This window comes from Sorangium sp. So ce367, from assembly GCF_051520455.1.
Taxonomy (GTDB): domain Bacteria; phylum Myxococcota_A; class Polyangia; order Polyangiales; family Polyangiaceae; genus Sorangium; species Sorangium cellulosum_B.
In genome coordinates this window covers 7,533,772-7,547,446 of the sequence record NZ_CP150334.1, presented here as the reverse complement: position 1 = coordinate 7,547,446, position 13,675 = coordinate 7,533,772, and the positions used below count along the sequence as shown (strand labels likewise).

The 13,675-nt window shown below is 68.4% G+C and carries 11 protein-coding genes; 2 read left to right on the top strand and 9 right to left on the bottom strand.

The window, feature by feature from the left end; all coding sequences use genetic code 11:
* Window positions 1–27: 27 nt before the first annotated feature.
* The 5 genes from WME97_RS28540 to WME97_RS28520 form a co-directional block, all read right to left on the bottom strand.
* Window positions 28–2,364: a glycosyltransferase gene (locus tag WME97_RS28540; protein WP_437541978.1), complete on the bottom strand. Its 2,337-nt coding sequence runs from the start codon at window positions 2,362–2,364 to the stop codon at window positions 28–30.
* Window positions 2,365–2,632: 268 nt separating this feature from the next.
* Entirely contained in the window at window positions 2,633–3,511 is an 879-nt protein-coding gene (locus tag WME97_RS28535; RefSeq protein ID WP_437541976.1) for a LamG-like jellyroll fold domain-containing protein, read from the bottom strand.
* Between the two features lie 61 nt (window positions 3,512–3,572).
* Window positions 3,573–4,472, bottom strand: a complete 900-nt coding sequence (locus tag WME97_RS28530; protein WP_437541974.1) for a LamG domain-containing protein — start codon at window positions 4,470–4,472, stop codon at window positions 3,573–3,575.
* A 99-nt stretch (window positions 4,473–4,571) separates the two neighbouring features.
* A complete protein-coding gene (locus tag WME97_RS28525; protein ID WP_437541972.1) occupies window positions 4,572–5,504 on the bottom strand; it encodes a LamG domain-containing protein in 933 nt (310 codons plus the stop codon).
* Window positions 5,505–6,033: 529 nt separating this feature from the next.
* Window positions 6,034–7,290 (bottom strand): lamin tail domain-containing protein, encoded by a 1,257-nt coding sequence (locus WME97_RS28520; RefSeq protein ID WP_437541970.1) that lies wholly within the window; start codon window positions 7,288–7,290, stop codon window positions 6,034–6,036.
* Window positions 7,291–7,737: 447 nt separating this feature from the next.
* Here WME97_RS28520 and WME97_RS28515 point away from each other — a divergent pair, with 447 nt between their 5' ends.
* The gene (locus WME97_RS28515) at window positions 7,738–8,187 is read left to right on the top strand and encodes a hypothetical protein (RefSeq protein WP_437541968.1); all 450 of its coding nucleotides are present in this window, start codon (window positions 7,738–7,740) and stop codon (window positions 8,185–8,187) included.
* Window positions 8,188–8,224: 37 nt separating this feature from the next.
* Here WME97_RS28515 and WME97_RS28510 read toward each other — a convergent pair whose 3' ends face one another.
* The 3 genes from WME97_RS28510 to WME97_RS28500 form a co-directional block, all read right to left on the bottom strand.
* Window positions 8,225–8,791 (bottom strand): translation initiation factor IF-2, encoded by a 567-nt coding sequence (locus tag WME97_RS28510; protein ID WP_437541966.1) that lies wholly within the window; start codon window positions 8,789–8,791, stop codon window positions 8,225–8,227.
* Between the two features lie 830 nt (window positions 8,792–9,621).
* Window positions 9,622–10,125, bottom strand: coding sequence for a DUF1801 domain-containing protein (locus WME97_RS28505; protein WP_437541964.1), 504 nt, complete (start codon window positions 10,123–10,125; stop codon window positions 9,622–9,624).
* A gap of 220 nt (window positions 10,126–10,345) precedes the next feature.
* Window positions 10,346–11,656, bottom strand: coding sequence for a cytochrome P450 (locus tag WME97_RS28500; protein ID WP_437541962.1), 1,311 nt, complete (start codon window positions 11,654–11,656; stop codon window positions 10,346–10,348).
* 475 nt (window positions 11,657–12,131) lie between these two features.
* On the opposite strand from WME97_RS28500, the gene WME97_RS28495 reads away from it, so the two are divergent.
* Window positions 12,132–12,506: a molecular chaperone DnaJ gene (locus WME97_RS28495; protein WP_437541960.1), complete on the top strand. Its 375-nt coding sequence runs from the start codon at window positions 12,132–12,134 to the stop codon at window positions 12,504–12,506.
* Window positions 12,507–12,585: 79 nt separating this feature from the next.
* Here WME97_RS28495 and WME97_RS28490 read toward each other — a convergent pair whose 3' ends face one another.
* A complete protein-coding gene (locus WME97_RS28490) occupies window positions 12,586–13,623 on the bottom strand; it encodes a PA0069 family radical SAM protein (RefSeq protein ID WP_437293181.1) in 1,038 nt (345 codons plus the stop codon).
* Window positions 13,624–13,675 lie beyond the last annotated feature (52 nt).

Genomic DNA, 13,675 nt, shown 5'->3' with positions numbered 1-13,675 from the left:
GCGCAGCGAGGTGGCGGGCATGCCGGCTCACCGCCCTCCCAGGGTCATGGACCCCTCATGGACGCGGTGCTCCGCCAGGATCTTCGACAGATAATCGATCGTCGCGACGCGGCTCAGCTTCTTCCAGTAATCATGGTCGGCGCCGTAGCGCCGCGTGGGGGCCATGTTCTCGCGCCCCACGCGGAGCACCACGTTGCTCTGGTACAGCACCGTCCCGCCGTGGATCCAGTTGTCCTTCATCAGGATCTCGATCTCCGAGCGGCTGTGCCGCTTGCTGCGCCCGGCGTTCTGCGGGTCGTGCTGGTCCATGCCGAACGTGAACTTGCGCGCGAAGTTGTACCAGCCGTCGATCTTGGTGCCGGTCAGCACCTGCCCGCGCTCGTCGATGCAGCGGTGCCGCCCGTGCAGCAGGTCGGTGCGCTCCGCTCGCTCCAGATACCCGAGCGACGCGGAGACCCGATCGGGCGGCCACCTGTCGTCCGAGTCGATGTGCCCGACATAACGGATCCCCCCTCGCAGCGCGGCGAAGATCGCCAGATTGCGCGGCGCGACGTCATTGCCGGAGTTCGTCTTCTTCTGGATGAGCCGGATGCGCCGCCCCTCGCCCCCCGGCCCCTCGTGGACCGCCGCGCCCTCCTCGTCGACGATCGAGCACACGAGCTTGCCGTAGTGGTCCAGCAGGAAGCGCGGCACGTCCACCTCCGAGGCGTCATTCACGAGGATGAGCTCGATCGGGGCAGCGTGATCCTGCGCGATGACGCTGTCGATCGCCTCCACGAGGAACGAGAGCCCCGGCCCCTTGTGCGCCTCCTTGAGGAACACGGGCATCACCGCGGCGATCTGCGCCGGCGGCCGCTCTGCGCCGGGCACATCGTAGAGGATCCGGCGCAGCACCTCGGAGCAGCTCTGCAGCTCGTCGAGGAGCGCCGGGTCGTCGGCGCTGCCCAGGAGCTGTTCGCGCAGCTCGACGATGCGCGGGCGCAGCGCCCGCTCGAGGTGCCCGTAGATCTCGCGGTTGTCCGGGTTCATCGCGAACGCCGCGCACAGGAGCTCCGCGCCGCGCCGGTGATCGCCCATGTTCACCGCCACCGTTCCCTCGAAGCTCAGCTTGAAGAGCTCCTGGAAGCGCGCCTCGAACGCGGCGTGGAAGCGCGCCGCCTCCTCCGCGTCGCGCTCCCTCAGCACCTCCCGGTACATGGCGAGCGTGCGCTCGGCGATCTTCTCCCAGGTGAAGCGCGAGCTCACGAGGGCGCGCCCGCGGGCGACGATCTCCGCGGTCTCCTCCGGGCGATCGAGCGCCGACCGGAGCGCCTCCACGATGCGCCGCGGATCCGCGATGCCGAGGACCGGCAGCACGCAGCGCCGCTCCGGATCGAGCGCGTGGAACGTGCCCCGCAGGCTCTCGATGTCGTTGATGACCACCAGCTTGCCGTGCGCCATCGCCTCCAGCGCGGTGAGCGGCATGTGCTCGTAATGGCTCGGGATGACCACGCAGTCGCAGAGCGCGTACAGCGCCGCCTTCTCCGCGCCCTCCACCCATCCTGCGAGCTCGTAATGGACGCCCGCCACGAGCCCCCGCTCGGCCCAGGCCGCCTCGATCCTCGCGACGTTGGGATCGCCCTTCTTGTTCCCGGCGATGACGAGCTTCGCGCCCGGCACCGCCTCCACGATGCCGGGCAGCGCCGCTGCCAGCTCGTAGATGCCCTTCTCGCGCGAGATCCGGCCCACGTAGAGGATGATCCGCTCGTCCCCGCGCGGCCTGAGCCGCGCCGAGAGCGCCGCCCGCGCCGCGAGGAAGTCCGGCGTCTCGGCGGGCGCGTGCGTCCCGTTCTCGATCACCGCGAACCTCCCGCCGTGCTCGGGGTGGTGCCGGCGCGCGATGTCGAGGATGTCCTCGGTGAGCAGCACCACCCGCCTCGACCGCCCCATCTGCTCTGTCTGGTCGGCGATGTTGTTGCGCATCTCCTCCGGGTTCTTCATCACGGCGGCGTGGTAGGCGGCGAGCGAGTGGATCGTGTAGACCACCGGGACGTCGAAGCGCTCGAGGATCCGCGTGAGCTTCCCATTCACGCGATCGCTGTAGGCGGCGCTCTGGAAGTGGAGGAGATCGTACTCGCGCCTGGACTCGAAGAGCTCGCCCAGCGACGAGAGCTTCGTGCGCGCGCCGTCCGACGTGATGAACGCCGGGTCGCCCAGGTTCGGCCACCAGTGAAGCACGTCGATCACGACGCCAAGGCGCCGCAGTGCGCCGGAGAGATCGAGCGCGCAGTTGCCGACGCCGCCGCCGTCGCCGTAGAACGGCGTGACCATCAGCACGCGCAGCTTCCCGGCCTCATCGGCGTTGTCCGGCAGGATTCGCTTCACCTCGTCATCCATCGTCTCGCCTCGCGCCCATCGGAAATAGTCATAGGTCGGCTCGTATGGACTCTCCGCTGGTATCAGGGTGAGGAGCTCAGAGATGTCCATGGTGGCTGGCGGCGCAGCGGACCCGCCGCGCCGCCCCTCCTCGTCGTCGTCTCGCTCGTGTGGGATCGAGCGGCGGTGCGCGCCGGCCTGGGGGCGGCTCCGCCGCGTTATGATTTCGCCAGAAGGTCGGTCGCGCGGCGCGCGCCGCGGCGCCGGCGACCCTCTATCACGCCCTCGTCCAGACCATCGTCGGCGTACCGTCGTGCGACGTCCAATGGATGGTGTCCGGGTCCGCGCTCAACCCTCCGTAATCGGCCGGCGATGAAGGGTTGAGGCTGCAGATCCGCTCCGGGCTCAGGATGGCTCCGGACAGGATCTTGCCCGGCCAGTAGTCGCTGTAGTCGATCGTCAGCGTGTGGCCGGAGACCTTGATACCGAAGGTCCACTGCTTGGTGCCGTTCCACGTGCAGCGCCACGCGCCCTCCAGGGGGATGATCGTGGAAGGGGGCGGCAGCTTGAGGTTTTGATTCGCGAGCTCGTCCACCTGCGCGTCCGTCAGGGCCTGGTCGAAGATCGCGAGATCGTCGATGATCACCGAGGCGTACTCCGTCCAGCCCCCGGACGAGCCGAGCCACCGCAGCCCCAGGTTGGCCGGCGCGGCGACGCTGCCCTGACGCTTGCCGTTCACGTACAGCGTGGTCTCGGTGGCCGTCGCCACCACGGTCAGGTGAACCCATTGATGGAGGGGAGCCGACTGCCCGAACGTCGCGTCGAACGCCCCGGCCTGGGTGAGGCCCACCTGACGCTGGTTGGGCCACTGCTCCAGCCTGATGATGTGCTTGTTCGAGCTGAACAGCGTGGCCACCTCCGAGTCCTCTTCGCGCATCACCCAGGCGGCGATGGTCCAGGGCGGCGGCGCCTCGCGCACGTTCGTCGTCGCCAGGCGCGCGCCGTTCTTCGGGTTGAACCGGATGGCCTGGCCCAGCCTGCCGGGGACCCAGCTCGCGCGGTCGAGCGCGATCCGCGCGCCGCTGTAGGGCTCCGCGGCGACGGTGCCGCTGGTCTTGTCGAAGTTCCAGTAGTGCTTGGGTGCGGGGATGGTCATGACTTCACTCCTTGTTGAAAGAAAACGGACGTCAGCGTGGGCGCGCGCCGCCGACGGCATCTCAGCCGATCTTGGTCCAGACCATGGCCGGGAGCTGATTGCCGGACTCCACGTTGATCGTGTTCGGCGCGACCAGCGTCGCCAGCACGCTCGTTCCAAAGTTGGTGGTGAGGCGGAGCTGGCTCTGGCTCACGACGACCGCGGACCAGATGAAAGCTGGACTGTAGCTGGTGAGATCGACGCGAAACGTGTTCTCGCCCTTGGGCGAGATGACGACAGTGAATGATTGCCCCTGGTACCCCCACACGTAGTTGTACGTGCCGGCCAGGGGGAAGATCGTGGTGATGGGAGGCGGCGGCGGTGGCGGCGACGGGGGGCCTCCGTTCGCGACCTCTCCCACCTGGTCGTCCGTCAGGGCCTGGTCCCAGACCTTGACCTCGTCGAAGAGCGCCTTGGCGAACTCCTCATAACCCTGCGTCGAGCCGAGCCAGTACAGCCCGAGGGGGATCGACACCGGCAGGCTCCCCTTGCGCACGCCGTTCAGATACAGCCTTGTCTCGGTGGCCGTCCCGACCAGGGTCAGGTGGGTCCATTCGCTCAGGGGGACCACCACGCCGAAGGACCGGTCTTCGACGCCGAAGGTGGTAATGCCCACCTCCTCTGGCGTTTTCCACTGCTGCAGCTTCAGCGCGTGATCGAGCGAGCTGAAGAGCGAGGCCGAGCCGGATGCCGACCACCGATACACCCAGAAGGCGGCGGTCCAGCTCGGACCGATCTCGCCCAGGTCCGTCGTCGCCAGGCGCACGCCGTCGTCCGGATCGAACCGGACGGCGCTGCCAGAACGGCCGACGACCCAGCTCGCGCGGTCGAGCGAGATCGTCGCACCGCCGACGGAGTCTCGGGCCGTGGTGCCGCTGTCCTCATCGAATTTCCAGTAGTGAGCGGGCGTGGGAACAGTCATGAGTCTCTCCTTGAAGTAACCAACAGACATCATCGTGAGCGCGGGCGGCGACCCCGCATCGTCGAGCCAAGGAGCCGGGACGAGCTCCGGGGACGGGCTCTACGCTCTGGTCCAGACCGCGTACGGCCGCTCCAGGGTCCAGGGAGCAAAAACCCACTTGATCGTGTCCGGGTTCTCGGCGAACAGATACCCGTTCCACGTGGCTCCGTTGATCTCGGTCGCGCTCACGTAGTATCCGTTGATGGCAGGACAACCGGCGCTGTTGCCGGTCCTGATGTTGGTCCCGGTCGAGGTAAAGTGGCCGTCGCCCGTGTCCGTGACATCATAGTAATATCGATCGGTGGTGATCCCCGGATCGCAGGTCATGAGCCACCTGCCTTGCAAGGGGAAGATCAGCGTGGGCGGCCACGGCGGCGGCGGGGGCGGCGGCGACGACTTCGGGGGGCCGTTCACGAGCTGTCCCACCTGGTCCCCCGTCAGGGCCACGTCGAAGATCTCGACCTCGTCGAGGAGCATCTTGGCAAACTCCTCATAACCCTGCGTTGAGCCGAGCCAGTCCAGCCCCAGGTTGATCGACACAGGCAGGGTCCCCTTGGGTACGCCGTTCAGATACAGCGTGGTATCGGTGGCCGTCCCGACCAGGGTCAGGTAGGTCCATTCGTCGAGGGGCACCGCAATGCCGAAGGACCAGTCCTTGTCGCCGAATTGGGTGATGCCCACCTCACCCGGCGTATTGGATTGCTGCAGCTTGAACGCGTAATAATTCGAGCTCAACAGCGCGGCCGATCCGGCGGGGGCGGCGTCGGGCTTCACCCAGCAGGCGGCGGTCCAGGGCGGAGGGATATCGGACACGGTCGTCGTCGCCAGGCGCACGCCGCCATTGGGGTCGAACCGGACGGCGTTGCCCGACTTGCCGGGGACCCAGCAATTACCGCGATCGAGCGTGACCGTCGCGTTGCCGGCCGAGTCCGCGGCGGTGGTGCCGCTGGTCTCGTCGAACTTCCAGTAGTGCTTGGGTGCGGGGAGGGTCATGGGGAGGCTCCTTGAAATGGACGTCCGCGCGGCGCGGCGCGCCGCGCGGCGGCTCGCGAGTTCGCGACCTCGTGGGCCGCTCCGCGGCGCTCACACGATCGTCGGCGCTTCGTCGCGGGCTTCCATGCAGGACGTATGCCAGGCAATCCTGTCGCCGCGGGACCAACAGAGACGCGGCACGAGGCCGCGAGAGCCGGATGGATCCTGGAGCGATCTCGGACGTGCGTCCGGGCGGGACGCGTGGTGTCCCGCTGTGACGCCATGCGCGCCTCGCGATCCGTGTTCACCGGATGGCCATCTGCGGAGGGCCATCCGCATCACGCGCTGAGGACCTTCATTGCAGCGCAGGAGCGTCGCCGTTGGGGGCGCGCCCCGGAGGCCGTGGCGTGAACGGGGCCCTGGTACTACAGCCGCACATCGCGGGATCTCCGCGGATTTCGATGGGCGGGCGGGCGATCGTGACGCTTGGCTTGCCCGCACACGGGTGGAGCCGAGCTCGTTCGGCGCTCACCGGCGTGCGGCTGAAGTACTAGAGGCAACCGCAGGCGATCGCGCCTTCGCGCAGCGAAAAGCCGTCGTGGTCGGCGTCGTCGGTCCAGAAGAACGGCTTGACGCCGCCGCTGCACTCCGCGTCCGGCGCGAGCGCGATGCCTTCGTTGTTGGAGTCCGGCAGCCCGCTGGGCGGCCTGAAACGCCGCTCCAGCACGAAGCGCCCGAGCGCGTCGTCGATACCGAACACGGCGGATTGGTTGTCGCACGTGTCATCGCAGTGAGCCCACAAGCTCCCGGTGTCACGATCGAGCTCGAGCGCCATCACGCCCTCGAGCGGCGTCGAGATGCTGGCCACCAAGGTGGCCGCGCCGCTCCCGTGATTCAGCGCGAAAGCGTACACCTTGCCGGTCTCCTCCGCGCCCACCAGAAACAGGCCGCCGCCGTGCTCGCCGTAGTCGCTCGGGGTGTAAGCTCGGGACTTGCTCTCGTCGAAGAAGTGGTGCGCCGTGAGCAAGCTGTCAGCCGCCCAGGTGACCGCTTCCAGACCCGCGTTCGCGTCGACCTCGGGCAAGAGCGCGGTGAGGTTCCACTCGTGAGTCGCGGTCAGCGTCGCTCCGGCGGCCATCACGTCGTAGCGCAATACGGACAGCCGGCTCACGGACGGATCGTCCGTGTCGCGCTCGGCGCACACGTAGACGCCCGCGGCGCTCGTGGCGGCGAGCGTCACTCCCTCCGCGTCGGGCGTGCCCTTGCCGTTCGGGTAACGTAGCCGTTTGCCGGAGGCCCAGCCATTGGACGTGTCCGGCGCATAGCTCGCTCCGCTCTTCAACAACCGAAACAGCCTGGCGGAGAGGTTGTCGGTCGCCCACAGCACGCCGGGCGCCTCGTAGGTCAGCCCGCTCAGATCGCTCTCGAACGCGTCCTCGCTGTCGAGCGTGTGGACCTCGGCCTTGCCAGGCCACGGCGACAGCTGCGTCGAGCCCGCCGGGCACGCCTCGGCACCGCCCGCCCCCGGGCCCGCCCCGCCGGCGCCGGCGCTGCCGGCGGCTCCGCCAGCGTTCGGGCTGCCGGCCACGCCGGTCGAGCCCGCGACAGCCGCAGCGCCGCCGCTCCCTCCCGCGCCGCCTGCTTGTGCTGCGCTCCCGCTCGAGCCTCCTGCCGCGGACGAGGCCCCGGTCGCCGACGTACCGCCTGCTCCGCCCGACGGCGCTGGCAGAGGCGACTCGCTCGACCCGCTGCTGCACGCGGCAAGCCATGCCATCGCGACGACAGTCGCGTAAGACCGACGGTTCATCGTCCTCTTACCCTCGGCCTTGAACTCTCGCCAACCGGTCGCCGGCACCAAGCAACGATAGCACTCGAGCGCGCCACGTCACAACGGCTGATGTTCGAGATCCTCCGCGCGAGCGTCAGCGTGGTGTAATATTGCACAGTCGAGTGAGCTCGTTCGATCTGCTGGGTTTTATGGGCGGCTCAGGGGATCGTCCTTTGTGGGTTATGTCGACTGCTGGTCGTTAACGGGAAATTCTTGGCAGGTCGGAATGGCTTTGCGCGGGCGATCCTCTCCAGGACCCTGACGGCATCGTCGGTCGCAAGCGAATGGCATGGAGCCCATGGTTCACGAATTTCGAGCTCCCGATGCCGCGCCGACCACGGCTCCGGCCGTGGGCCTACCCTTGCCGAGAATGCCCTCATCGCGAGCCGGGGTCGGCTGCTCTGCGCAGCCGGCGAGGCGCGTGCCGTGCGAAACGGAAGTTATGCCGCCGTCGAGCTTGGCGGTTTGGGCGCGCTCACCTGCAGCGGCGAGGTCGTACCGGGCGAGCTCCGCTACTGCCACGATTGCCGTCAGGGCAGTTACGCCATCACCGGCACGCTCGAAGGCGAGTCCGTCGTCGAGGTGACCGGCGGTCGCTCTCGAGTCGGCGACACGCTCTACCTGCACGTCGGCTGGAGCGTCCTCATCGCCAAGCTCGCCCAGCAGAACACCACCGAAACCCTCGTCGCCGGCGCTTACCTCAGCCGCGACGGCGATCTCTACTGCTTCGACTCCGCGAGCGGCGACGCCCACGACATTGCCACCGCCGACATCACCTTCACCGGCTTCCGCCGCGCCGACCCCTGCCGCGCCGGCGACCCCGGCACCTTCGCCCGCGCCTGCGTCCCCCAGTTCGAAGCCGGAAGCGACTGGTAGCGCTCAGACGGCTGTGTAATGCCAGGGCGACGAGGGATCAGCGCAGCGGGGCCATGTCCTGCGTCAGATAGTCGATGCAGGACTTCCAGGTGGAGGGCTCGAGGAGCTGCGCCAGCTCGTCGGATGAGCCGCCGAGCGCCGCTTCTTCACCCGTGCCCATCGCATCCATGAGCCGCCGCATTCTGGCGCCGTCGCCGCGAACGAAGCAGCGGACCATGCTGGCCGCTTGCACATAGAACATCAGGGCATCGTCCGTGCGGAGCGTGTAGGGGACGGCCTGCTCCATCAGCTGAAGGGGCAGCGGAGCGTCCCTCACCTGCTCGAGCCTGGCCGGGGCGAGCCACCATGCCTCTTGCGCGATAACCATGGCAATGCCCTCTTGCGCCCAGGCCGGCCCCAGCATGCCGTGGCTCATCAGCACGTGATGCGTGTACTCGTGCACGACGCTGGTCCGAGTGTCCGCGCGCGTCGTGACCACGTGCAGCGCGCCGTCGTAAAAGGCGACCACGCCGCGGTTGGTGCAGGCAGCAGCCGTGAGCAGGTCCGTATCAAGGTACGCGAAGACGTCAGGGCGCTCGGCTTTGAGCTCCAGCTGGTAGAACACCTCCCGTTCCGCGTGCTCGAGGTCTTCGAGGAGGGGCAGGTGTGCGTCGTCCGGCAGCCTGGGGTCGACGTACAGGCGCCCGGCACCTCCCCACGTCTCGTGGCGGAAGTGGGAGATCAACGTCTCTTGCGCGCCGGCTGCCTCGCTGGGGTCCGTGCACAGCCCGGGCTGTAACCTCCGCCGGAACGCGGACTGCTCCCGCCGGCGCGCGTGGCGCGGCGCGGCGGCTGGCGTCGTGGGGGCATCGTGGATCGGACGCTCGATCGGCTCCTCATCGATGGGGGGAGACGGGGGCTCCTGGGGGGCTTGGTCTTCTGGACCGCGCGCCGGCGCCTGCACCGGTATCGGCTCGGTGGGAGGCTTGCCGGGCGCCGGCCGGACCGGGACGGAGACGGCGCTGGGCCGCAGCGCGGGAGGGGAGGGTGGCTCGGGGGCGGAGGCGCCAGTTCGGACCACCGGCGGTCGCGGCGGCTGCGGGGTGGGGGTGCTCACGATACCTGAGGCCCACGCGATCACCGCGATGACCATGGTGCATCCAAGGCCGAGCGCGAGGCGGCGAGCACGTGTCACGGTGCGGTGATGGCAATCATTGCGCCGTGTAGATTCACGTGATTCGAGGTACTGCACACGGTTCGTGCTGCGTTATGGTAGACAAATCGTCGAACGCAAGCAGCATTGTCGACGATCTGTCGCGACCCACCCTGGTTTGCGCACCGTCGCAGGGGCAATAGCGACGGCCGAGGCCGCTCGCCGGTCATCCAGGATGCTCTCGCGCTGTGCCGTCGCGGACGGATTCGCTTTACCCCGCTCGCCCGCTACCAGCGCAGGGGTCAGAGCCATCGGAGCCACGCGCGCAGCACGGACTCCAGCGCCGCCCGCTTCGCCTGGACGTCCTCTCCGTCGGTGAACGTCACGAGGCAGCGATCCTTGGCAAGCCACTCCAGGAGGCCAGCCGGGTCCGCGATCTCGAGCCCCTTCGCCGCTGTGTCCTTCACCTTGGCTCCGAGGTGAAGGATGAGCCGGACGCGGTCCTTTGCGCGCAAGTTGAACGTGGCGAAATGCTCGGTTGTCCGGAAGCTCGGCGCGTTCCACTTGATCTCCTCGCGGATCGCCGGGCTGACGCCGAGGATGATCTGCCGGAGGGCCACGAACGCCTCCTTCCGCGGATGTTCCAGCTCGCGCAGGAACGCGACGACGGCCGGGCTCTCCTGCGCGCCGGCGGGCGTGGCGGGCGCCGCGGGCGCTCCGGCGGCCTCCCGAGGCTCGCGCCTTTCGGGCGACCCCTTCTGCGCCTTCGCGCGCGGCTTGCTCGGCTTCTCGGTTGTGCGCTTCATGATGTGTTGTACGCCTGACTCGATGGCCCGAGCTCCTGCGCCCTTTCAGGGGATCTCGCGTGACCCGACCGTCGGGATCGGACGCGCTCAGGGTTAGAAAAGACGAACCGACGCGAGGATGTCAAGGTGGTGAGGTCGGCCTCGGAGAGGGGAGCGGCGTGGCCGCGCGGAGACGGCCTCACTTCGCGCCGGAGAAGACCTCGTACGTCTGCGGGAGGAATCAACGGACGATCACGCGCACCGGAGCGCCGGGCATGCCCTGCAGCCCCACCCGCACCGGCTTCTTGGACACGAGCTCGAAGCTGTAGCGCCGCAGCAGCGTGCCCAGGATCAGCTTCATCTCGTACAGCGCGAAGGCGGCCCCGATGCAGCGCCGATTCCCGCCGCCGAACGGCAGGAATTCGAAGGGGGAATAGGTTCGCTCCAGGAATCGCTCGGGACGAAACACCGCCGACTCCGGAAATACCGCTGGATCGTGGTGGGCCCAGATGATTTGCGCGAACACGCCTGCTCCGGCCGGCAACTCGCAGCCTGCGATCTTCATCGGCGCATTCAGCTTGCGCCCCACCCCCGGGCTGGGCGGGCGCAGGCGCAGCGTCTCGTTGATTACGGCTTCCAGATACGGCGCCTTGGCCAGCGCCTCGGGGTCCGGATCCGCGCCCAGCGCCGTCAGCTCGTCCTGCAGCCGGCGCAACGCGGCTGGCGCGTTTCCGAGAAAATAGAGCACCCAGGTGAGCGCGCCCGCGGTCGTTGTGTGCCCCGCGAAGAGCAGCGTGTGCAGCTGCTCGAAGATCTCCTGGTCGCTCAGCGCCGTCCCGTCTTCCTGGCGGGCTTCCTGGAGCAGACTCAGGATATCGGTGCGCCCGGCGGGGTCGGCGCGGCGGCGGGCGAGCTCCGGATCGAGGAAGCTGCGCAGGTTCCGGGTCGCGCGCTGCCTGCGCGCCCACGGGCCGAAGCCCCGGAACTCCTGGCGCAGCCACGGAATCATGAGGGTGACGGTCAGGCCGAGGGAGAAGCTCTTGCGCAGATCCTCGAGCAGCTTCTCGAGGCGCGCCACTTCCGCAGGCGCAGTGACCCCGAACACGAGGTGGATGATCGTCTGCAGCGAGATCGTGTGCATGAGGTCCTGCGCCACCAGCTCCAGACCCGGCTTGAGGTCCCGGGAGTGCTGCAGGGTCAGGTCGCAGATCTGCTTCCCATACAGGCGCATGCGCTGCCCGTGAAACGGCGGCATGAGCAGCTTGCGCATGGCCGTGTGCCGCGCGCCCGAGAGCGCGAACAGCGACGACTCTCCCATCGCCGCGGTGAAGCTCTTGCTCAGCATCTGGTCCAAGGCCTCCGGCGGCACCGCGAACACGGCGCGCAGACCCTCCACGCTGCCGGTGGCCAGCACCGGTTTGCCGTCCATCTTCGGGAGCGACATCGGATCGCCGTAGCGCTCCCGCATGCGCAGCGTGTAGCCGATCGGGTCCATGAGCCCCTGCATGTTCACCAGGATGGTGTTGGTGGGGCCTTGGGGCAAAGTGGTCATGGGGCGCGTTCCCTCGATTGTTCTGCCAGCTCAGGCTCTCTGAACTGGCATGGTTGTGTGGGGATAGGACATCCAAACGGCTTCGCAGCTGTCAAGTCTTTTGTGCCTCGTCCCCTGCGAGTTGGCGTGATCGGCGCGCCACGCAGGCGCAGGTGGCCGATCCGGGCGTGGACGGCAGCGTCGAGGTCGCGCGCGGCGGCTTGCGGCAGGCTGTGACGGAGACAGCGACGCTCATGGATCAGGGGGAGGGCACCCACGTGGTGACGTCGGTGCGCGTCGTCGAACACGAACCGATCGTCCGCCCCGTCCACGAGCCAGACGACGCGGATCACGCTCGCGCCGCGCGACGCGGAGCACAGCCGCGACGCACAAAATGCAGGGCCGCCCCAGGCGAAGCTTCCACGAGCCACGATCGGCTGTATGCTCTCGGGCATGAAGGACCCGAAGCACCTGCCCCGACCCGAGGGCCAGGCTCATGGCTGGTGAATCCTGCGGCATCTGCGGCGGCGACGGCCGCATCGCCAACTCGTTCTCCGGCACCACCGCCACCTGTCCGGGCTGCCACGGCACCGGCCGGCGCTCGGACGACACCGGCTTCCGCGACGTCACCAAGACAAAGCCTTCCCACTTCCGGCAGCCGAACAAGGCGGCGGTCGTCGAGAAGCAGCAGGGACCTGCGTCGCTGGAAGGCGTCCAGCTCGCCAGGGAGGTGAGCGCGGCAGCACATCTCTCCAGCGCGACGAAGGCCAAGCTCACGCTAGAGATCATGGAGCATGAGGGCACTCACGGAAAGTGCACCCAGACCTTCATCAAGAAGGTCCGCAAGCAGCTCCGTCCGCCTGGATCGTGATCGGCGAAGGGCAGCCGCGAGCGCCATGTGATGCATCTGGTGCCGCGATCATTCGGTAGGAATTTTCCGCAGGCTACGCTCAGAGGTCGAACAACGTCCCCTGCCGGCTCGGCCGCCTGAACGTCGACTCGCCCTCTCGCTCGATGTACTCGCCGCTGCCGCGCGCCACGTTGAGCCCGAGCCGCTGGCAGTGGACCTCGAAGAGCCGCTGGATGGCCGCCCAGCGCGGGCCCGCGCCCTGGAAGCGCGCCCCGAAGGCGGCCTCGTTCATCTTGCCGCCGCGCATCTCCTGGATGCCGCGGCGGACCTTGGCGGCGCGGTCCGGGAAGGCCTCCTCGAGGCGCTCGTCGAAGACCGGGAGCACCTCGCGCGGCAGGCGCAGCGGCATCATGAACGCGCTCTCCGCGCCGGCGGCCCGGGCGCGCTCCAGGAGCTCCGGGACATCGCTGTCGTTCAGGCCGGGGATCATCGGCGACAGCGAGATCCCCGTCGGCACCCCCGCGTCGGAGAGCGCCCGCATCGCCTCGAAGCGCAGCGACGAGCGGCTCGCATACGGCTCCATCTTGCGCGCCACCGCGTCGTCGGCGAACGGGATGCTGAAGTGGACCCGAGCGCGGGCCCGGCGCGAAAGCTCGCCGAGCAACGCGGCGTCCCGCCGCACGAGCGCGCCCTTCGTGATGAGCCCGACCGGATTCCTGAACGCGAGGCATACCTCGAGGCAGCGACGGGTGAGCTCGTAGCTCGCCTCGAGCGGCTGGTAGCAATCGACGTTGCCCGAGAACACGATCGTGTCTCCCTGCCAGCTCGGCTTGTTGAGCTCCTTTTCGAGCAGCTCGGGCGCATTCGACTTGACGACGATCTTGCGGTCGAAATCCGTCCCGGCGCCCCACCCGAGGTACTGGTGCGACGGCCGGGCATAGCAGTAGGCGCACGCGTGAAGGCAGCCCCGGTACGGATTGACGCTGTACCGGAATGGAAGATCGGGGCTGTCGTTCGCGGTCACGATGGAGCGGGCCTGCTCCTCGAAGATCTGCAGCGTCGCCGGGGGCGCCTCTTCGAGGTACTCGACCTGCGTCGACGACCACGGGTTCGGAGGGTTGTTCACGGGGCGCGGCATGGTGCGGAATGCTCCGGGCGAAGGCGAGCGCAGCGAGCGCAGTCTAGCGCGT

Bases quoted from the DNA above. Each gene is read 5' to 3' on its own strand.
- WME97_RS28535 (WP_437541976.1), bottom strand. From the start codon at position 3,511: ATGACCATCCCCGCACCCAAGCACTACTGGAACTTCGACAAGACCAGC.
- WME97_RS28530 (WP_437541974.1), bottom strand. From the start codon at position 4,472: ATGACTGTTCCCACGCCCGCTCACTACTGGAAATTCGATGAGGACAGC.
- WME97_RS28525 (WP_437541972.1), bottom strand. From the start codon at position 5,504: ATGACCCTCCCCGCACCCAAGCACTACTGGAAGTTCGACGAGACCAGC.
- WME97_RS28520 (WP_437541970.1), bottom strand. From the start codon at position 7,290: ATGAACCGTCGGTCTTACGCGACTGTCGTCGCGATGGCATGGCTTGCC.
- WME97_RS28505 (WP_437541964.1), bottom strand. From the start codon at position 10,125: ATGAAGCGCACAACCGAGAAGCCGAGCAAGCCGCGCGCGAAGGCGCAG.
- WME97_RS28500 (WP_437541962.1), bottom strand. From the start codon at position 11,656: ATGACCACTTTGCCCCAAGGCCCCACCAACACCATCCTGGTGAACATG.
- WME97_RS28495 (WP_437541960.1), top strand. From the start codon at position 12,132: ATGGCTGGTGAATCCTGCGGCATCTGCGGCGGCGACGGCCGCATCGCC.
- WME97_RS28490 (WP_437293181.1), bottom strand. From the start codon at position 13,623: ATGCCGCGCCCCGTGAACAACCCTCCGAACCCGTGGTCGTCGACGCAG.